The organism is Aeromonas crassostreae, from assembly GCF_054052445.1.
Window position 1 is genome coordinate 84,247 of record NZ_JBSTYM010000016.1, and the last position, 18,833, is coordinate 103,079.

16 protein-coding genes and 1 pseudogene are annotated in these 18,833 nt (G+C 64.1%); 7 read left to right on the plus strand and 10 right to left on the minus strand.

Annotated features, from left to right (window positions below; genetic code table 11):
* Positions 1-66: 66 nt before the first annotated feature.
* The gene (gene ypfJ, locus ACW5W4_RS13515) at positions 67-927 is read right to left on the minus strand and encodes a KPN_02809 family neutral zinc metallopeptidase (protein WP_427262456.1); all 861 of its coding nucleotides are present in this window, start codon (positions 925-927) and stop codon (positions 67-69) included.
* A gap of 79 nt (positions 928-1,006) precedes the next feature.
* Complete coding sequence (locus ACW5W4_RS13520) at positions 1,007-1,291, minus strand: hypothetical protein (protein WP_456689729.1); 285 nt, start codon at positions 1,289-1,291, stop codon at positions 1,007-1,009.
* Positions 1,292-1,437: 146 nt separating this feature from the next.
* On the opposite strand from ACW5W4_RS13520, the gene ACW5W4_RS13525 reads away from it, so the two are divergent.
* A complete protein-coding gene (locus ACW5W4_RS13525; RefSeq protein WP_456689730.1) occupies positions 1,438-1,959 on the plus strand; it encodes a GNAT family N-acetyltransferase in 522 nt (173 codons plus the stop codon).
* 117 nt (positions 1,960-2,076) lie between these two features.
* Here ACW5W4_RS13525 and ACW5W4_RS13530 read toward each other — a convergent pair whose 3' ends face one another.
* The gene (locus ACW5W4_RS13530) at positions 2,077-2,253 is read right to left on the minus strand and encodes a hypothetical protein (RefSeq protein ID WP_084205547.1); all 177 of its coding nucleotides are present in this window, start codon (positions 2,251-2,253) and stop codon (positions 2,077-2,079) included.
* A gap of 494 nt (positions 2,254-2,747) precedes the next feature.
* Here ACW5W4_RS13530 and ACW5W4_RS13535 point away from each other — a divergent pair, with 494 nt between their 5' ends.
* A complete protein-coding gene (locus ACW5W4_RS13535; protein WP_042001133.1) occupies positions 2,748-3,218 on the plus strand; it encodes an Lrp/AsnC family transcriptional regulator in 471 nt (156 codons plus the stop codon).
* Between the two features lie 210 nt (positions 3,219-3,428).
* Here the strand turns inward: ACW5W4_RS13535 and ACW5W4_RS13540 are convergent.
* Positions 3,429-5,390 (minus strand): annotated as a pseudogene (locus ACW5W4_RS13540) (LTA synthase family protein); the annotation flags it as partial.
* Between the two features lie 258 nt (positions 5,391-5,648).
* Here ACW5W4_RS13540 and ACW5W4_RS13545 point away from each other — a divergent pair.
* Together ACW5W4_RS13545 and ACW5W4_RS13550 are read left to right on the plus strand one after the other, a co-directional pair.
* Entirely contained in the window at positions 5,649-5,921 is a 273-nt protein-coding gene (locus ACW5W4_RS13545) for a DUF2442 domain-containing protein (protein ID WP_456689731.1), read from the plus strand.
* 124 nt (positions 5,922-6,045) lie between these two features.
* Positions 6,046-7,656, plus strand: coding sequence for an alpha-amylase family glycosyl hydrolase (locus ACW5W4_RS13550; RefSeq protein ID WP_456689732.1), 1,611 nt, complete (start codon positions 6,046-6,048; stop codon positions 7,654-7,656).
* 59 nt (positions 7,657-7,715) lie between these two features.
* Here the strand turns inward: ACW5W4_RS13550 and ACW5W4_RS13555 are convergent, their stop codons facing one another.
* The gene (locus ACW5W4_RS13555) at positions 7,716-9,089 is read right to left on the minus strand and encodes a PepSY-associated TM helix domain-containing protein (protein WP_456689733.1); all 1,374 of its coding nucleotides are present in this window, start codon (positions 9,087-9,089) and stop codon (positions 7,716-7,718) included.
* A 234-nt stretch (positions 9,090-9,323) separates the two neighbouring features.
* On the opposite strand from ACW5W4_RS13555, the gene ACW5W4_RS13560 reads away from it, so the two are divergent.
* Positions 9,324-9,707, plus strand: coding sequence for a hypothetical protein (locus ACW5W4_RS13560; RefSeq protein ID WP_456689739.1), 384 nt, complete (start codon positions 9,324-9,326; stop codon positions 9,705-9,707).
* Positions 9,708-9,813: 106 nt separating this feature from the next.
* On the opposite strand, the gene ACW5W4_RS13565 is transcribed toward ACW5W4_RS13560, so the two are convergent.
* From ACW5W4_RS13565 to ACW5W4_RS13585, 5 genes are all read right to left on the minus strand, one after another.
* Entirely contained in the window at positions 9,814-10,104 is a 291-nt protein-coding gene (locus tag ACW5W4_RS13565) for a YkgJ family cysteine cluster protein (protein ID WP_456689734.1), read from the minus strand.
* 90 nt (positions 10,105-10,194) lie between these two features.
* A complete protein-coding gene (dbpA, locus tag ACW5W4_RS13570) occupies positions 10,195-11,574 on the minus strand; it encodes an ATP-dependent RNA helicase DbpA (protein WP_456689735.1) in 1,380 nt (459 codons plus the stop codon).
* A 192-nt stretch (positions 11,575-11,766) separates the two neighbouring features.
* A complete protein-coding gene (locus ACW5W4_RS13575) occupies positions 11,767-15,237 on the minus strand; it encodes a beta strand repeat-containing protein (RefSeq protein ID WP_456689736.1) in 3,471 nt (1,156 codons plus the stop codon).
* Positions 15,238-15,819: 582 nt separating this feature from the next.
* Complete coding sequence (locus ACW5W4_RS13580) at positions 15,820-16,311, minus strand: metal-dependent hydrolase (RefSeq protein ID WP_408793469.1); 492 nt, start codon at positions 16,309-16,311, stop codon at positions 15,820-15,822.
* A 323-nt stretch (positions 16,312-16,634) separates the two neighbouring features.
* The gene (locus ACW5W4_RS13585) at positions 16,635-17,087 is read right to left on the minus strand and encodes a YaiI/YqxD family protein (RefSeq protein ID WP_456689737.1); all 453 of its coding nucleotides are present in this window, start codon (positions 17,085-17,087) and stop codon (positions 16,635-16,637) included.
* Between the two features lie 130 nt (positions 17,088-17,217).
* Between ACW5W4_RS13585 and zntB the strand changes: the two genes are divergently transcribed.
* Both zntB and ACW5W4_RS13595 read left to right on the plus strand, forming a co-directional pair.
* On the plus strand, positions 17,218-18,183 hold the full coding sequence (gene zntB, locus ACW5W4_RS13590; RefSeq protein WP_427262467.1) for a zinc transporter ZntB: 966 nt from the start codon (positions 17,218-17,220) through the stop codon (positions 18,181-18,183).
* 2 nt (positions 18,184-18,185) lie between these two features.
* On the plus strand, positions 18,186-18,704 hold the full coding sequence (locus tag ACW5W4_RS13595; RefSeq protein ID WP_042001105.1) for a mechanosensitive ion channel domain-containing protein: 519 nt from the start codon (positions 18,186-18,188) through the stop codon (positions 18,702-18,704).
* The last annotated feature ends 129 nt before the right edge of the window (positions 18,705-18,833 follow it).

The window sequence follows — 18,833 nt, forward strand, 5'->3', positions numbered from 1 at the left end:
GCGCCGAGGGGGAACCTGTGACGAAAGGGGCCCGCTCCATGCAGGATCCGGCCCCGTTGTGTGGGGTCAGCGGGCGGCGAAGGTGTCGCAGCGGGCGGGATCCCCGCTGTCAAAGCCCCGCTTGAACCACTCCAGGCGCTGGGCCGAGCTGCCGTGGGTGAAGCTGTCCGGCACCACGCGCCCCTGGCTCTGCTGTTGCAGGCGATCGTCGCCGATGGCCTGGGCGGCGTTGAGGGCCTCCTCCAGATCGCCGCGCTCCAGCACCTGCTCCCGTTCCATCTGGTGTCCCCAGACCCCGGCGAAGCAGTCCGCCTGCAATTCGAGTTTGACCGACAGCTGGTTCTGGCGCGCCTGGCTCAGTCCCTGCTGCTGTTGGCGCACCTTGGTGGAGATGCCGAGCAGGTTCTGGACATGATGGCCCACCTCGTGGGCGACCACGTAACCCTGGGCGAAGTCACCATCGGCCCTGAGCTTGGTCTTCATGTCCTGGTAGAAGGAGAGGTCTATGTAGACGGAGCGGTCGGCGGGGCAGTAGAAGGGACCCATCACGGCCTGCCCCTGGCCGCAGCCGGTGCGGGTCGCGCCGCGGTAGAGTACCAGCTTGGGGGGCTGATACCGGCTGCCGGCACTCTGGAAGATGGCGCCCCAGGTGTCTTCGGTCGAGGCCAGCATCACTGAGGTGAAACGCGCCAGCTCGTCATCCGCGGCGGACTTGCCCGGCTGGCCTGCCGGTTGCTGCGACATGGACTGACCCGGATCCGAGCCATTGAGCAGGGGGCCGAGATCCACACCGTAGTAACCGGCGACCATGACCACCACCAGCAGGATCAGGCGCCCCTTGCCGCCCAGGGGCAGGCCCCCGCCACCACCGCCCTGCTGACGGCGATCCTCGACATTGTTGCTCTCACGACGGTTTTGCCAACGCATGTTCGATACTCCTCAATCCGGTGGGGGTTAATGATAACGGTTGTGGCGGGATCCTACCTGAACGAGGTGGCGTCCCGGTTCACTCGGCCCAGGGCATCTCGGGCAGGGTGTCGAGGAATTGCGCGTAACGCTCGACGTTGAAGGGGCCCTGATCCACCTCCATGGCCATCAGCTCGGCGCCCAGGGCGCAGGCGATGTACTGCAGCGCCTCCTCCCGCGGGGTGCCCTTCATCACCAGCCGCATCAGGGTCGCCTTGACCTGGAGCGGGTGGCCGTCGAGCAGCTGGTTGTCGACCATCTCCAGCAGGGTCTTCTCGTCGAAAAATTCGGTGTCGTTGGCATCGTCATGGGGAATGTCGTTCATGGGATCATCTCGGGCTATCTCAGAAAAGGGCGACCAGTATAGCCTGCCCAAGGGGAAGCGTCCGATCCGAGTGCGGGCCCTTGCCATCGACCCCTTCCGGGGGCAGTCTGGAGTGGCCCCATCCATGGCCTGCTGTGAGAGACCCCATGATTGTTACCGATCGCCTGATCCTGCGCGAGCTGACCTGCGCCGATGCTCCCTTCATCCTCGCCCTGCTGAGCGACGCCGACTTCCACCGCTACATCGGCGATCGCGGGGTACGCACCCTGGCCGATGCCGAGCATTACATACAGCAGGGGCCCGCCGTCAGCTATGCCCATCACGGCCACGGCCTCTATCTGGTCGCCCGCCGCAGTGACGGCGTCAAGCTGGGGATCTGCGGCCTGATCAGGCGCGACAGCCTGCCCTGCGAAGACATTGGCTACGCCTTCCTGCCCGCCTGGCGCGGCCAGGGTTATGCCATCGAGGCGGCGCAGGCGGCGCTGCGGGATGGTCGGGAGCGGCTCGGGATCGCCCGGGTCATCGCCATCGTCACCCCGGGCAATGCCCGCTCGCTGGCGCTGCTGGCCAAGCTGGGGCTGGTGCAGAGTCGTCTGGTGAAATTGAGCGAGGATGGGGACGCGTGTCTGCTACTGGAGGCTGGCGGAGCTGAAACCAGTCTGGTCTGAGCCAGATGGCGACAGGCTGCACTGGCAGGCTGCGGGTAGAAGGCGAGTGGTTGGACAAGGAGGGCCGCCGTGAGTTGCGGCCCTTGTGCATCGTGCGCTGCCGAAGGGCAGGCGGGATCAGTTGAGGTCTTCGATGGAGAACTCGCCGGCGATACCATCACAGGAGATGGCAAAGCCGCCGCTGAAGCGGGTGCTGAACTGGATCAGGAACGCATCGGAATCCTGCTCTTGCGGGGGCAGGTTGATGGGTTTGCTGCGACGCAGGGGTTTGTGTGTCTGTATGGCTTTCATCATGGTATTTCTCTATATAAATTAAGTGTTTGCTCCTTGTATTTGCAAATGTCAGGTCAATGGGCGTGGTCAGATCCACGCAGGAATACCCAGCCCTGTCAGGGGCGTCTGCACTGTTTCAAGGAATGCGCCAAGGACTATGCGGTTGCATAGTGAATTTGGGTGGGCAGATCGGGTCTGCACCGTGAGAGCCGGGCAACGCAGGCAGACAGCCTGACGGTTCTCAAGGCGAGTAAATCAGAAGAAGGTTATGTGGGTACTGGCAGGATTCATCTTACGTTGAAGCATTGCGAACATAAACAGGGCTGATTGACTAGCCGGCGCACACTATGGCGGCAACCTGGGCAAAAAGCAAACATTTATTGACAAAAATCGCCATGATGCCGGCCAGCCCGGCTCGCAGCGGTGTCAGGTCGCGGCCCCTGGCGTCTTGCGCGTTGTGTTTGCGGCGCTTGTCGGGCAGAGTTGGGACAATTTGATCGGTTCAAGGAGTAGAGATGAGAAACCTGGATCAGCTGGATCTGGATATCCTGGCGCACCTGTTTCGTGATGCAGGCATGACCAACAAGGACTTGGCGGCCCTGGTCGGGGTGGCGCCCTCCACCTGCCTGGAGCGGGTGCGCAAGCTGCAGCAGGATGGGGTGCTCAAGGGGGCCCACTGCGAGGTCGATCACCAGGCCCTCGGCGGTCATATCCAGGCCATGGTCTCCTTGCAACTGGCGCGCCACAGCCGCCAGATCATCGACGAGTTTCGCGATGCCATCCTGCTGCTGCCCGAGGTGATCAGCCTGTTCCACATGGGGGGCAAGGATGATTTCCTGGTGCATCTGTGCGTCGCCGACACCGAGCATCTGCGCAATTTCGTGTTCGATCACTTCACCTCCCGGGAGGAGGTGGTGCACCTCGAGACCTCCCTGGTGTTCGAGCACAGATTCAGCCGATCCCTGCCCTGTTTTCTGACCACCTGACCGCCTCGCAGACCATGAAAAAACCCGCCTGTTGGCGGGTTTTTTCATGGTACATGGCGGGCACTATCTGACGGCGGTATCGGCGTCTTCTGGGGAGCGATGGCCCCCCTGCTGGTTGGCGGCGGTCTCTGTGGTGTCGGCGGTGCGATGATTCCCCTGCTGGTTGGCGGCGGCATCGGCGGGGTCGGCGGTGCTATGGCCCCCCTGCTGGTTGGCGGCGGCATCGGCGGGGTCGGCGGTGCGATAGAGCCCCTGCTGGTAGGCCATGCTCCCCCACAGCGCCAGCCCCAGCGCCTGCTCCTTCATGGCATCTGACTGGGGGGCCGGCCGCAGGGTCTGGGCGGTCGCGTCATAGACGAAGCCTTCGGCCGCCTGCTCGGGTTGCAGTATCACCACATCCTTGCCCCGCATCAGGGCGAAGTTCTTGTCGTACTGCATGATGGCGCGTCCGGGCCAGTCGTCCGGTGTGCGGGTCAGATCCTGGCCCAGCATGGGGTAGCTGGCGCTTATGCCCATCAGGGAGAGCAGGGTCGGCGTCATGTCTATCTGGCTGACGATGCGCCTGTCCTGTTTCGGCGCTATGCCGTCCCCCACTATGACCCCGGGGATATGGAAGCGGGGGATGGGCACCAGGCTGGCGCCCCCGACCCGGCTGTCGTGATCGGCAATGACCAGGAACAGGGTGTCTTGCCAGTATTCGGATTGCTTGGCCTGCCTGAAGAACTCGCCGATGGCATAGTCGGCATACTTGGCGGCGTTGTTGCGGGTCGCCTTGGGCTGCTCGTACAGTTCGATTCGATCATCCGGGAACTCGAACGGATCATGGTTGCTGGAGCTGAACACCAGGCTGAAGAAGGGTTTGCCCTCCCGGTGCAGCGCCTCGAAGGTGTCGTTGGCCTTGGTCATCAGATCCTCGTCGGAGGCCCCCCAGGATCCCTCGAACACCGGATCCTTGAAGTCCTTCTGCTCGACTATCTGACTGAAGCCGTTGCCGAGGAAGAAGCTGCGCATGTTGTCGAAGTGACTCTCGCCGCCATAGATGAAGCTGGTGCTGTAGCCGCGCTGCTTGAGCAGATCCGCCAGGGTGAAGAAGTTGGTCTGGCTCTTGCCAAGCTTGACCACGGCCTGGGCCGGGGTCGGGGTAAAGCCGGTGACGACCGCCTCTATGCCGCGTACCGAGCGGGTGCCGGTGGCATAGAGCTGCTCGAAGGCCCAGCCCTGCCGGGACAGGGCATCTATGTTGGGGGTGAGGGGCAGGCCGCCGAGGGAGCCGACGAACTGGGCCCCCAGGCTCTCTTGCAGCAGGATCACCAGATTTTTCGGCTTGCCCTGATGGCTGGCGGGGTTGAAGCTCTGGCTCGGCAGGCTGACCGAGTCGAAGGCGGCCGCGGGACGACCGCTCTCGGCCCGGGCTATTTCGATGACCCGCTCATCCGGTAGGGTGCCGTACATGCTGGCGGCATCTTCCTCGTTGCCGAGCTGCTTGATGGCAAAGAACAGGGAGTAGGAGGAGTTGACCGTCAGGGCATTGACCAGGGGATCGTCGGCGAAGGCGACCATGGCGGGGTTGAGGGCCCTGTGCCCCAGACTGGAGCGGGCGCCGAGAAAACCGATGGCCAGGATCAAGAGGGCAAACGCCGGGCGCAGCGTCCAGCGCGGCAGCGACAGCCCGCGGAGCAGGCGCCCCGACAGACGCCAGCCACCCCAGAGGGTCAACAGGCTGACCAGGACCGCCAGCAGCAGTTCGCCCTTGCGGCCCGTCCACAGCATGGAGAGCACCTCCTTCGGATAGATGAGGTATTCGATGTAGAGACGGTTGGGCCTGACCCCGTATTCGGTGATGAAAGCCGGGGTGGAGATCTCCAGAAACACCATGAGCCAGAGGCTCAGGGTCAGCCAGACCCGCATCAGGGAGAGCCAGACCCGGCCCGCGCCGTGGGGGCCGGCCAGCAGCATGGTGAACATGGCGGGAATGCCCCACACCCAGCAGAGGGTGGCGAAGTCGACCCTGAGCCCCTGCAGCACTATGGTGCCCCAACCATCGACCGCGCTGACGCGATCCGCCTGCCAGAGGGCAAGGCCGAGGCGGGAGAGACTGAACAGACAGAGGGCGAGCAAGGAAAAACAGGCAAACGGCCAGAAAGGGCCGAGCCATCGTTTGAGCTGATTCATTTGGATTCCTGATATGAGTCTGTATATGCCTGTTTCCTCAGGCATTATTTTATTGTCGTTGGTAAGACATGGGGAAAAGGGAAAGGTTGCGTGTCCCTGTCATTTAAATGGATCTTTTGCCCTGAGCATCGGTTTGTCGCGCCTGGCGATCAGGGGGGCGGGCAGCATAAACGACTGGGAAAACTGTGATCCCGCCTGTACAGCGAGGAGGGGGGCCTGCCTATAATGGCGCCGAATTTTCTCAATCGGAGCCGAAGGATGCCGGTCTTCATCGATGTGGAGTATGTGCAGGGCGGGCGCCTGTTCGTGGTGCTGTCAGACGGCACCACCGGGGTGCTGGATCTCACCCCCTGGCGCAGCCAGCCCCTGTTCGCGACGCTGGATACGGATCGGCGCTGTGCCCGGGTCTTCATCAATCGCCGTCACCAGCTGGAGTGGCCCTCTGGCTGCACCCTGTCGGCCCATGATGTCTACCACCTGATCAAGCCCATCGACGAGCGCGAGGCCTTCCCCGATCGCAGTCCAGGCTGAGTGTGGCAGGCTAACGCCTTGAGTCAGGTAACGTTTTCAGTCACAGACCCGCTTTGGCGAGGCCGCTATCATGGCCTCAGGGTGGCGCATTTTGCGCCAATCTCACCACAGCGGGAAGATAACAATGAAACATGGAACGTTGCGTCGTGGCGGCCTCATCGGGGCCGCCCTGTTACTGTCGGCGTGTGGCGGCGGGGGATCCGGCGGCGAGCCCCAGCCCCTCGTCACCAACCCGTTGCCGGCCACCGCCAGCCGCGCCTGCCATGGCGATGACCAGCCCGCCTGCAACCTGCGCACCTATCAGGTGATGGTGGAGTCCTTCGTCGATGGCGACGGCAGCGCCGACTACGGCGTCGGCTACGGCCCCTCCCGGCACAACGGCGATCTGCAAGGGATCATCGACAGCCTGGATCACATCAAGAGCCTCAACGTCAATGCCATCTGGCTGACCCCTGTGTTCGACTCCTGTGCCGGTCAGGGCGGGGACGACAGGCTGGATGCCACCGGTTATTTTGCCTGCGATTTTTTCAACGTGGACCCCCACTTCGGCAGCAACGCCCGGCTCAAACAGCTGGTGGACGCGGCCCACCAGCGCGGGCTTTATGTCTTCCTCGACGGCGTGTTCGGCCACGTCAACAGCGCGGGAGTGAGCAAGCCCTCCCCCGAGGGCCGGCTGCCCGCCCTCAAGAGCGGCGGCGCCGGCTACCCGGGTCAGCTGGTGGATTACGACCAGCCCGAGAGTCTGGCCTACTTCAAGGAGGTGGCCCGCTACTGGATAGAGCAGGTCGGCATCGATGGCTGGCGCCTCGATCAGGCCTATCAGTTGGGGCTGGACGATTGGCGCGCCATCCGCACCGAGGTGGAGCGGGCCAGCGCGGCGCGCAAGGCCGCCGGCCAGCAGTGGGGCACCCTCGGCTACATGGTGGGGGAGGTGTGGAAGGGAGCCGACGAGATCCGCGCAGAGGCTTATGGCAGCAGCGACAACCCGGCGCTCGCCTCGGCGTTCGACTTCCCGCTGCGCTACGGTATCGTGCAGGCGCTGGCGGTGGAGGAGTCCGGCAAGGGCGGCCAGGGGGCCGGCGTGCTCGACGCCAGCTGGAACAAGCTGGAGAACTACCCCAATCACGCCATGCCGAACCTGATGCTGGGCAACCATGATCTGGTGCGCTTCGGCGATCTGCTGGAGCGCGGCAACTTCAATCAGGCGGACTACTGGCAGCGCCACAAGGCGGCCTTCAGCTTCCTGGCGGCCCGCTCCGGCCCCATTACCTTCTACTATGGCGAGGAGTTTGGCGACGAGGTGCCGGGCTTTGCTGCCCAGGTGAGCGGCGACTGTGCGGCCCAGGGTCTGTGCGACGATCACGTGGCCCGCAGCGACGGCAAGGTGCCCGGCGTCACCGGCTTCGTGCCGAGCAGCGAGCAGGCCGAGCTCAGGCAGTGGCTGAGCGACTTGCTGGCCCTGCGCGCCAAGCACCCGGCCCTCTATCGGGGGGAGCGGGTCAAGCTGGTGGCCGAGGGCAGCGTCTATGGCGACATCAAGCAGACGGCGGCGGAGCAAATCGTCTACCTGCTCAACGTCTCCACCACGCCCCAGAGCTACAGCCTGCCTCTGGCCAAGCTGCGCAGCGGCAGCGCCCTGGTGGACCTGCAGAGCGGCGAGCGCCTGGCCATGGGGGGCAGCAGCTTGACGGTAGATCTGCCGCCCCTCACCGGACGCCTGCTGCGGCTGGAGTAGCCGAGCCTTGCTATGAACAGAAAAGGGCCCCAATGGGGCCCTTTTTGATGGCGGCTGGTTTACCTCAGCCGAGCCAGGGGCGCGCCCAGGCGGGTGAGCAGCAGGCTGTCGAGCAGCCAGATCACCAGCATGGAGGCGCCGACCAGGGGGAAGGCGAGGCCAAGCAGGATCAGCAACACCAGGGCGCCACGCAGGGAGGGCAGCGGACTGGGCAGGGGAGGCACCCCGAGGCGACCCGCCGGACGACGGCGCCACCAGATCCAGAGGCCGCTGACCGAGCTCAGCAAGATCATCAGGCAGATGAGCAGCATGGCCAGCTGATGGGGCCAGCCGTACATCTTGCCCATGTGCAGCATGACGCCGGTCTCGACCGCCTTGGCGACCGGGCCGTAATCCTGCCAGCGCACATCGGCCAGCACCTTGCCGCTGTATTGATCCAGGTGCAGGGTGGCATCGTTGCGCGGGTCGTCGGCAAAGACAGAGAGGGTGAATACCCCTCTGGATCCCGCTGGCGGCGTGATGCTGTAACCGGGTTGCACCTGGCGACCGGAGGCGGTTGCCACCACCTGTTGCCAGCTGATGCGGCCGGGTTCGGCCGGGGCGGCGGCATGGCCCATGGCACTGTGGTCATGGGTCGCGGATTCCGGCATGGGCAGGGTTTCCACTGCCCAGGGCACCGTCTGTTCATGGGCGTGATTCAGGGTACGGGTGAGCGGGGTGGAGGTGGGGACCTGGTTCCACATCTGGGCCGGGAAGCGGTTCCAGACCCCGGCGAACTTGTCCCCCCACAAACCGGTCCAGGTCATGCCGGTCAGCAAGAGCAGTATGAGGAAACCGGCGCCCCAGAAGCCAACCACGGCGTGCATGTCGCGCCACCAGAGGCGGCCCTTCTGATCCCGCCTCGGCCAGCGCAGCCCCTGCATGCCGGGCCCCTTGCGGGGCCACCACAGATAGAGACCCGTGCCGACCAGCACCAGGCCCCAGCCGGCGGCGAGCTCGATCAGTCGATCCCCTGTGGTGCCCAGCATGAGGTCGGCGTGCAGGGCGCGCGCCATGGCCTGCAGGTTGTAGCGATTGTCCTGGCTGCCGAGCAGGGTGCCGCGGATGGGGTCGATGAAGAGGGTCAACTCCTGGCCCTGATGGCGAACCACCAGCTGATCGCTGCGATCCGGCGCCGGGGCGGGGATGTATTTCACTATCTCGCTGCCGGGCAGGGAGCCGTGAGCCTTGTTGACCAGGAAGTCGGCATCCATGCGCTGCTGGCCAGGGGTGACGGTCTGCAGCTCGGCATACATGAGGCGATCGAGCTGGGGCTGAAACAGATAGATGATCCCGGTCAGGGAGAGCAGGATCAGGAAGGGGGCCACAAACAGACCGGCATAGAAGTGCCAACGCCATATTCTCTGATAACGACTGACATCCTGATTATTCACACGACACTCCTGGGGAAGAGGGTAAACCTTATGGCTGGTGGAAGGTTTGGCGTGCGCATCATAGCAGCAGGGTTTTGTTAACTGCAATGTTACAAGGTGCGGCAGCCAGGGCCGCTGACGGATGAGAAAGGCGCGGGCACCGCACGGCTGGCATCTTGGTGTCAAAATCATCAGAATGGCGACCGAAACAAGCCGCGAGAGGGATGCAGGGTGCAGGTGCATGGTCAGTTCGAGATGGAACAGGTGGGGCGGATATTGATATGTCGGCCGAAGGGGCCCTTCAATCTGGCCGGAGCCAGATCCTATGAGGCCGATTTTCAGGCCAGGGTGCAGGGGTTGGGTAGTGCTGCCTGGGCCGTGCTCGAAGATGCCACCGAGTTCGAGGGGGCAGGGCCCGAGGTGCTGGCGCATTTTCGTAACCAGTTTGCCTGGTGTGCCGCCCATGGCTGCGCATACCTGGCCGTGGTGCTATCGGGTCATTTCAAGCGCTATCTGGCCGAGCAGGTGTGTGGTGCCTTGCCGTTCAAGGCCATCCATTACACGCAAAGGGCCGATGAGGCATTACGCTGGCTGGAGCAACAGCTGGGGGCTGAGTCGAACGGCCTCACGCCAGCTTGATAAACCACTTGTCCCGCTCGTCGACGCAACCTGGTTCGCCCATCTCGCATTCACGGCAGATGAGTGGCCGCACCTCACGGGGCGAGCAGATGGCGGCATCTGGGCCTCACGCCAGCTTGATAAACCACTTGTCCCGCTCGTCGACACAGTCGGGCTCGCCCATCTCGAACTCGCGGCAGATCAGCGGCCGCACCTCGTAGATGCGGCACATCATGGTGTTGCGGTCGAGGGCCGCGCACCAGCCATCTTCCAGCCGGCGCATCACGGGGATTTCCCCTTCCCTGTCGAGCACATAGCGATCCGGCACGCCGGTATCGGTAAAGAGCATCACTTCGAGGCGGCAGCAGCAGGCTTCGCAGTTCTGGCAGCTCACGTCGGTTTGGATTGCTTGGGTCATGGTGCCTGTCTTGCCGCATGGCGGCATCGAAATATATGAAACAGGCGCCTGTCAGGCGCCTGTGGTCTGGCTAAGGGCTTGTGAAGAACCTTAGCCCAGTTTGCGGGCGCGGTAGGTGCGCCCCTTGATCTTGCCTTCCTGCAGCCGCTTGAGGGCGGCGCTCGCCACCTGACGCTTGACCGCCACGTAGGAGTACTGCTCGGAGATCTGGATCTTGCCCACATCGGCGCCGGCAATGCCACCTTCGCCGGTCAGGGCGCCCAGGATGTCACCGGCCCGCACCTTGGTCTTGCGACCCGCATCGATGGAGAGGGTCACCATCTGCGGTGCTATCGGCTTGATGTCGCGGCCAATGGTGTCGAGATCCCCCAGCGGCATCGGCGCCTGCTGGTACTCCTCGATCAGGTTGACGCGCTGGGCTTCGTTGGGCTGATACAGGCTCAGGGCCAGGCCCTGCTGGCCGGCACGACCGGTACGACCGATGCGGTGCACATGCACTTCAGGGTCATAGGTCAGCTCGTAGTTGATGACGGCGCCCAGCTCTTTGATGTCGAGGCCCCGGGCCGCTACGTCGGTCGCGACCAGTATGGTGGCGCTGCCGTTGGCAAAGCGCACCAGCACCTGATCCCGCTCCCGCTGTTCCAGATCGCCGTTCAGCGCCAGGGCCGAGAAGCCCTTGGCGGCCAGGTGATCGGCCACGTCGTTGCAGGCGCGCTTGGTGTTGCAGAACACCACGCAGGAGCTCGGCTGATGGTGGCTCAGCAGCCAGGTGAGGGCGTCGAGGCGCTGACCGGCGGGCACTTCATACAGCTTCTGTTCGATGGCGCTGCCCTCGTGCAGGGACTCCACGCTTACCTCCACCGGGTTGCGCTGCACACCGCGGCTCATCTGGGCTATCCCTTCCGGGTAGGTGGCGGAGAACAGCAGGGTCTGACGGCGCTCGGGGGCATGGCTGATGACGCGGTTGATGTCTTCGCCAAAGCCCATGTCCAGCATGCGATCCGCTTCATCCAGCACTAGCGTCTCCAGGCTGGAGAGCTCCAGGGTACCCTGCTCCAGGTGCTTGAGGATGCGCCCCGGGGTACCGACGGCGATGTGGGCGCCGAAGCTCAGGGTGGCGGACTGAGGTGCGGTCGGGGTGCCGCCACACAGGGTCACCAGCTTGACGTTGGGCAGGGCGCGGGCCAGACGACGGATCTCCTGAGCCACCTGATCTGCCAGTTCGCGGGTCGGACAGAGCACCAGAGCTTGTACGTCGACACGGTTGACGTTGAGGCGGGAGAGCAGGCCGAGGGCGAAGGCGGCAGTCTTGCCGCTGCCGGTTTTTGCCTTGGCAATCAGGTCTTTGCCTTCGAGTACCAGGGGCAGGCTCTGGGCCTGGATCGGGGTCATCTGCAGGTAACCCAGGCTGGTGAGGTTCTCTTGCAGGGCGGGGGAGAGATTGAGGCTGCTAAATTCGCTGTTGTTCACAAAAGGACTCTATTTACGGAGAAAACGGGGATGCGTCATGCGCTAAGGGCGCGCATTGTACCAGAACCCGGTGCGGGATGCGGTGAATTTTTGAACGCTTGCGCCGAAGAGAGGAATGGGGCCCGGCTTTGGCGCCAGCGCCATGAAAAAGGGCTCCGTAACGGAGCCCTTCGAGTGGGAAGTGAGGGGGCGCTAGAGGCAATCGGCGAGGGCGGTCACGGTGCCGCTCAAGCCATCCTTGCTGGCGCCATAGGTGACGGCATCGCTCAACAGCACGGTTCTGGTCGAGCCGAGGTTGACGCTGATGGGGGCGCCGTCCTGGGTCCAGCTCGCCACGTTGGTGAGATCCTGGCTCGAGCCGTTGTTGTATAGACCCGTGGCCTGCAGGCTGATCAGGTTGGCGACCGGGATCCCCAGCAACTCGACCACCAGCCCCTTGGTGCAGGTCACCGTCAGGCTGCTCAGCGAGGCGGCAGACACCGTAAATGCCTGGCTGCCACTGACGCCGGAGTAGGTGCCCGTGATGGTGGCCGCGCCCGGGCCGACGGCGGTGACCAGGCCTTGCTGGGTCACGGTCAATACGCTGCTGTTGCTGCTGACCCAGCTGGTGAGGTTGGTCACGTCCTGCGGGGTGCCCACGCCGCTCAGGCCGGCCTGGGCGGAGAGTTGCACGCTGGTGCCGACGATCAGTGTGCCCGAGCTGCCGCCCGCAATGGCCATCGTGTTGACCACAGAGGGGGCCGCCGTGATGGGGGCCGTCGGCAGGCTGTTGATGCCATTGAGGCTGGCGCTGATGGTGGCCGTGCCGCTGCTGGCCTTGGCCTCTATCCGCCCCTTGTTCGACAGGTTGCCAACGGCGATCACGCTCGGGTGGCTGCTGCTCCACTGGGCCTGATCGGTGACATCGACCGGCGTCGCCGAGTTGGAGTATTTGGCGAAGGCCCTCAGCTGACGCTGGATCCCGAAGGGCAGGTCACTGAGATCCCCCTGTACCGTCAGGCTGTCCAGGCTGGGATTGCCGACGTTGAGGGTGACAGTGTTGCTGATCCCCCCTACTTCGGCCGTCAGGGTCACGGAGCCGGGCAACAGGCTGGTGACCAGCCCATTGACCACGGTCGCCACCAGCGGATTGCTGCTGCTCCAGTTCGCCTGACTGGTGACATCCACCACCAGACCGTTGTTATAGACGGCATTGACCCTGAGCTGGGAGAGCAGCCCGGCGACCAGGTTGACGGGGACATCCAGGATATCGAGGTGATCCAGGGTGGCTGAGGTGATATCCAGCTGTGCCAGGTTGCTGTCGATGCCGTTCAGGGTGGCCTTGACCGTGCCCCCCACAGTGGGCAGCAGGGCCGTCAGCAGACCGTCGGCACTCACCAGGGCGGCATCGACCGGGGCGACCGTCCAGGCCACCAGATCCGTGATGTCCGAGGTGGTGCCGTTATCGAACAGACCGACGGCCACCAGGGGCTGGGTCAGATCTTCAATCAGGCTGATGACGGGCGGGGTGAGCTGGATACCGGTCAGCACGGTGGACGTGACCGCGATGGTCAGTGCCTTAGACTGCCCTGCGTAGTTGGCGGTGATGCTCGCGCTCCCCGGTGCCACGGCGGTGATGAGCCCGCTGGGGGAGACGGTGGCGACCCCGGTATTGCTGCTGTTGGGGGCCGACAGGGCGGTCACGTTCTGGCTGCTGCCATCGCTGAAGGTGGCGCTGACGGTCAGCTGGGTGGTCGTGCCGACGGGCAGGGTGTTGAGCAGGGCTGTCGTGCTCAGTTCCAGGCCATCGTTGACCAGGGTGGCACTGGTGACAGTGACCAGTATGGTGGCGCTTTGTCCGCCGAGGGTTCCCGTGATGGTGGCGGTACCCGGGGCGATGGCGCTGACCAGGCCGGTATGCAAGCCGACGGTGGCAACGGCCCCATTGCTGCTGGTCCAGCTGACATTGGTGGTGACATCACGGCTGCTGCCGTCACTGTAGCTGCCTCTGGCCGCGAGTTGGCCGGTCAGGCCGGCGGCCAGGGTCAGGGGCGGGGTGGTAATGGTCAAGCCGCCCCCGTTGAGGATGGCGCTGGTGACCGTGACCAGGATGGTCGCCGTCTGGCCATCCAGGGTGCCCGTGATGGTGGCGGTGCCGGGGGTGACGGCGCTGACCAGGCCGCTGGGGCTCACTGTGGCCACGGCGGTATTGCTGCTGGACCAGGCGACACTGGCAGTGACATCACGGCTGCTGCCGTCACTGTAGCTGCCTCTGGCCGCGAGTTGGCCGGTCAGGCCGGCGGCCAGGGTCAGGGGCGGGGTGGTGATGGCCAGGCCTCCCGTATTGAGGGTGGCGCTGGTGACGGTGATCAGCAGGGTTGCGCTCTCGGCGCCCAGGGTGCCCGTGATGATGGCGGTACCCGGAGCGACGGCGGTGACCAGACCGGTGGCGCTGACAGTGGCGACGGACGGATCGTCGCTGCTCCAGCTGACATCGGCGCTGACATCCCGGCTGCTGCCGTCGCTGTAGCTGCCGTTGGCAGTGAGCTGTCCGGTCAGACCGACGGCCAGGGTCAGCGGGGGGACCGTGATGGTGAGCCCGCCCGCATTGAGGGTGGCACTGGTGACCGTGACCTGGAGGCTGGTGCTCTCACCGTCCAGGGTGCCCGTGATGGTGGCTGTACCGGGAGCGACGGCGCTGACCAGACCGGTCAAGCTCACGCTGGCAACGAGGGGGTCACTGCTGGTCCAGCTGACGCTGGCGGTGACGTCGATGGTGCTGCCATCGCTGTAGTTGCCCGTGGCGGCGAGCTGGGCCGTCAGGCCGGCGGCCAGGGTCAGGGGCGGGGTGGTAATGGTCAGGCCACCGCTATTGAGGGTGGCATTGGTGACGGTCAGGTTGATGCTGCCCGTGACCCCCAGCAGGCTGGCCGAGAGGGTGCTGGCTCCGGGGGTCAGCGCACTGACGAGCCCCAGGTTGCTGATGGTGGCAACGTTGGTGGCACTGCTGAGCCAGGCGACCTGGCTGGAGACGTCCTGAGTGGTCTGATCGCTGAGCTGGGCCATGGCGACCAGCTGGCCACTCATGCCCTTGGCCAGGGTCAGGGAGGAGGGGAGGATCTGGATCTGGCTGATGGTGGCATTGGTGACCGAGATGCTGATCTGCCCGGTCACCTCCTGCAATCCGGCGGTGACGGTGGCGACGCCGACGGCCTTGCCCGTCGCCTCTCCCTTGTTGTCGACCGTGAGCACCTCGGGCTTGTTGCTGGTCCAGCTGGCCTGGGACGAGACATCCTTGACGCTGCCATCCGAGAAGGTGGCCCTGGCGGTGAGCCGTTGCTTGAGCCCCTTGGCCAGGGTGGGAGGGGAGGTGCTGATCTGGATCCGGGTGACGATGGCATTGGTCACCTCGAACCTGGACTCATTGCTTGTCTTGCCCTGATGGCTGGCCGAGATGATCGCCTGTCCCAGACCGTGGGTCTTGGCCATCCCGGCCTCATCGACCGTCACTATGGCGGTGTCTGAACTGGCCCAGGTCACCTCTTTGGTGAGATCCGCCGTGGTGCCATCGCTGTAAGTCCCGATGGCCTGATACTGGCTGTTGATGCCCATGGGGACCCGGGGATCCACGGCCCCGCGGGCCCCGGATCCTGTGTCATCGGCGGTGATCTGGAGGCTGCTCAATGTCTTGGCTGAGCCTGGACTCGGGGTGCTGGCATCGTCGCCTCCCCCTCCTCTACCGCCGCCGCAGGCATATAAGGTGAGTGTGAAAAGAAATGGGAGTAATATATTCAGCATCCTGCTCATGGTATTTCTCCTTGTCATTGTTCAATCGGAATCAATTAATATGAGTGCGCATTTTTTTGGGCAAAAATATCCCATCACCATCCTCTTGAATTAATGGCGGCTGTATCGTCCATGTGTTTTTTAATAGCGGCAGAGTATTGCGTCACCGAGCGCCGCCGCTTGAGAGGGCAGCTCCATAGGCATTAAGCCGCACAAAGAATAAGGATTTCGTCCTTGTACCCCTATTTACATAAGCAATGCCCTCATCAAGCAATATCTATTGAGTTATATATTAATGTGAGTGATTTATATGTTTAGGTGAGAGGGGGATATCTGTCCAATTGCTATTGATATAATAAAAATTAGTGATTTTCTGGAAGCCTGCTACCCAGATGATAATAGATCCAGAGTGGTGTTGATGGAGTCCCTTTATGGCCATGCAGGCGGGCGAGCAGGGTGGGAAATAGAGGTTGGTCCCCCTCAGTAAGTCCAGTAACCCGCGATCAGCAGGCTCAGGGTGCAAAAACCTGTCTCCATGGCTCCGCCGCTGGGCAGGGGCCAGCCGGGCAGGCGAAAACGTCGCTTCATGGGCCAGAACAAGGGGATGCCTGCGGGGGTGAGCCAGTCCCCCAGCAGGTGACTCAGGTAGCCCAGGATCAGGGCATCCTTGACCGCGGCGGGCATCAGGCCGGTCATGGCATCGCTGCCCAGCCCCCAGGCACAGAGCGCGACGGCCAGCAGGCTGTGGGTGAACCCCCTGTGGCCGAACAGGCGGGAGAGGGGCACAGAGATCCAGCGCACCCTCTGTCCCAGCACCGATTTGGGATGGTCGAGGTCCGGCAGCAGGGAGGTGGCCAGGGCGGCCAGCACGGTCTGGCCAAGATTGGCATCGGCCAGGGCTGGGGTGAGTGGCAGCTTGTGAGCCAGCAGGGCGCAGGTCACAGCAAACAGCAGATGCCCTTGGGCGGTCATGGTGGTTACGGCATGGGGAAATGGCGGCGCATCTTACCAGTGTCGTGGGCCATTGCAGCAAAAATCGGGCCGACCCTGTCATTCGCGGCTGGGATCTGCCGCCTCTATCCCCATGACCCCCGTGTTACCCCGCACCATGGCGCGCAGCCGATAGCAGTGGATGAGCCTGTGCCTCAGGGTCACCAGGGCCCGGTGTTATGCGCTAGCGGTGTAAACCCCTCAGGGCAGTGACGAGGATCTCCTGGGCCTCCTCCATCCTGTTCGCTTCCCTGAAGGGCGGCAGCGCCAGGCGTCAGGACGCAAGGAAGCGTGCAGCCTCGGGGTCAGCTCAACTTGCCCTTGAGCAACCATTTGTCGAGGGCGTTGGCGAAGCGCTGCTTGTCGGCGGCGTTGAAGGGGGGCGGGCCGCCGGTCTGCACCCCGGCCGAGCGCAGCTCCTCCATGAAGTTGCGCATGCCGAGCCTGGCCTGGATGGTCTCCCGGGTGTAGATCTCGCCGCGGGGATTGAGGGCCTCGCCGCCGGCGTCTATGACCCAGGAGGCGAGGGGAATGTCCCCGGTGATCACCAGATCGCCCGGTGTAACCTGCTGGGCGATGACATGATCCGCCACGTCGAATCCCTTCGCCACCTGCTGGGTCTTGATGTAGGGGGAGGGGGGCACCCTCAGCCCCTGATTGGCCACTAGCGTGGTGACGACCCGGGCGCGGTGGGCGGCGCGGTAGAGGATCTCCTTGACCGGAAGGGGGCAGGCATCGGCATCGACCCAGATGGGCATGGTGGTATCTCCAGGCAGTGATGAGGGCGCATCTTACCACGGCCAGGGCTGAGACGGTCCCGGCTTTGGTGTAAGCTGGGCCACTGCTGCCCCGGCCCCGCCGAGGCATCTCATCAATCAAGGAGGTGGCGTGGATCGGGTACCCAGTGAGCTTATCTATGGTCTGAGTCTGGACGGCAAGGGGGGCATGCAACCCCTGGCGGCCGATGCGCAGCTGCCCGCGAGCCAGCCGAGCTGGCTGCACCTGGATTACGGCAACCCCGAGGCGGCCCGCTGGCTGTTGCAGACCCCCCTGCTGGGGGAGGCGGCCCGGGAGGCCCTGCTCGGCCAGAGCAATCGCCCCAAGCTGGTGCGCATGGGGGAGACGGTGCTGCTGATCCTGCGGGGCATCAATCACAACCAGGATCACAGGCCCGAAGAGATGGTGGCCCTGCGCATCTTCATCACCCCGGACCTCATCATCAGCAGTCGCCGTCGCCCCCTGCTGTCGGAGAAAGATGTCTATGAGCAGCTGCGGCTGGAGGCCGGGCCCGACAACCCGGCGGACTGGCTGGTGGAGATCTGCGACGCCCTCACCGACAGGGCGGGGGAGTTCGTGGAGGAGCTGCACGATCAGATCCTGACCATAGAGGAGCAGGTGCTGGAGCGGGAGCTGCCGACCATGGGCCGCCTGGCGCGCATTCGCAAGCAGCTCATCATGATCCGCCGCTACCTCTCCCCCCAGCGGGATCTCATCGCCCGCCTCGCCAGCGAGAAGATCGGCTGGTTTGACGAGGATGACAGGCGCCGCCTGCTGGACATCGCCGACCGGCTGCGCCGCTGGCTGGACGATCTGGATGCCGGCGTGGCGCGCACCGCCGTGCTGGCGGACGAGATCAACAACATGGTGGCCGAGGCGACCAACCGCCGCGCCTACCAGATGTCGGTGATGGCACTGCTGTTCCTGCCAGCCAGCTTCCTGACCGGCCTGTTTGGCATCAACCTGGGGGGCATGCCAGGGGCACAGAGCCCCGTCGCCTTCTGGGTGTTCTGCGCCAGCCTGGGTGGCCTGGCGCTGGCGCTGGCCCTCTGGCTCAAACACAGACGCTGGTGGTGACCATGACTTTATGGCAATCGTTCGGGCTGACCCTGCTGGTGCTGCTGGGCCATGGCATCATCAGGCGGATCATCAGGCGCAGCCTGCTGGCCCTGGGGCGCCATAAGCAGGTGAGCGAGAATCGAGTGCTCTATGTGGAGCATGTGTTCCATTTCCTGCTCGGCAGCGCCACCCTGCTGATCCTGGCGGGGGTGTGGGGCCTCGACTTCTCCCGGCTGGTGGTGCTCGCCTCCTCCTTCTTCGCCGTGCTCGGGGTCGCCATGGTGGCCCAGTGGTCGATCCTCTCCAACATCACCGCCAGCATCACCATCTTCTTCGCCTTCCCCTACCGGATAGGCGACCGGATCCGCATCCTCGACAAGGATGATTCCGTGACCGGCGTCATCACCGAGATTGGCCTCTTCTATCTGAGGGTGCGGGACGACAATGGCGACCTGGTCACCTACCCGGCCAACCTGATCCTGCAAAAACCGGTGCGCCGGCTGGAATCGCCTCCCCAGGTGCCGAGCCAGCCGGAGTAAGGCGGCCTGCATGGGCCAAAAAAAGACCCCGCCTCGGCGGTAATGCCGATCAGTTAAGGATCCATTGACCGATCCTCCTGATGTGTAAAAATCCGAAACCTGTTGATTTGGTTTCGGATTTTTTATGCG

Excerpts from the sequence above, each read along its gene's own strand:
- ypfJ (WP_427262456.1), bottom strand. The coding sequence starts at position 927 with ATGCGTTGGCAAAACCGTCGTGAGAGCAACAATGTCGAGGATCGCCGT.
- ACW5W4_RS13520 (WP_456689729.1), bottom strand. The coding sequence starts at position 1,291 with ATGAACGACATTCCCCATGACGATGCCAACGACACCGAATTTTTCGAC.
- ACW5W4_RS13525 (WP_456689730.1), top strand. The coding sequence starts at position 1,438 with ATGATTGTTACCGATCGCCTGATCCTGCGCGAGCTGACCTGCGCCGAT.
- ACW5W4_RS13530 (WP_084205547.1), bottom strand. The coding sequence starts at position 2,253 with ATGATGAAAGCCATACAGACACACAAACCCCTGCGTCGCAGCAAACCC.
- ACW5W4_RS13535 (WP_042001133.1), top strand. The coding sequence starts at position 2,748 with ATGAGAAACCTGGATCAGCTGGATCTGGATATCCTGGCGCACCTGTTT.
- ACW5W4_RS13545 (WP_456689731.1), top strand. The coding sequence starts at position 5,649 with ATGCCGGTCTTCATCGATGTGGAGTATGTGCAGGGCGGGCGCCTGTTC.
- ACW5W4_RS13550 (WP_456689732.1), top strand. The coding sequence starts at position 6,046 with ATGAAACATGGAACGTTGCGTCGTGGCGGCCTCATCGGGGCCGCCCTG.
- ACW5W4_RS13560 (WP_456689739.1), top strand. The coding sequence starts at position 9,324 with ATGGAACAGGTGGGGCGGATATTGATATGTCGGCCGAAGGGGCCCTTC.
- ACW5W4_RS13565 (WP_456689734.1), bottom strand. The coding sequence starts at position 10,104 with ATGACCCAAGCAATCCAAACCGACGTGAGCTGCCAGAACTGCGAAGCC.
- ACW5W4_RS13580 (WP_408793469.1), bottom strand. The coding sequence starts at position 16,311 with ATGACCGCCCAAGGGCATCTGCTGTTTGCTGTGACCTGCGCCCTGCTG.
- ACW5W4_RS13585 (WP_456689737.1), bottom strand. The coding sequence starts at position 17,087 with ATGCCCATCTGGGTCGATGCCGATGCCTGCCCCCTTCCGGTCAAGGAG.
- ACW5W4_RS13595 (WP_042001105.1), top strand. The coding sequence starts at position 18,186 with ATGACTTTATGGCAATCGTTCGGGCTGACCCTGCTGGTGCTGCTGGGC.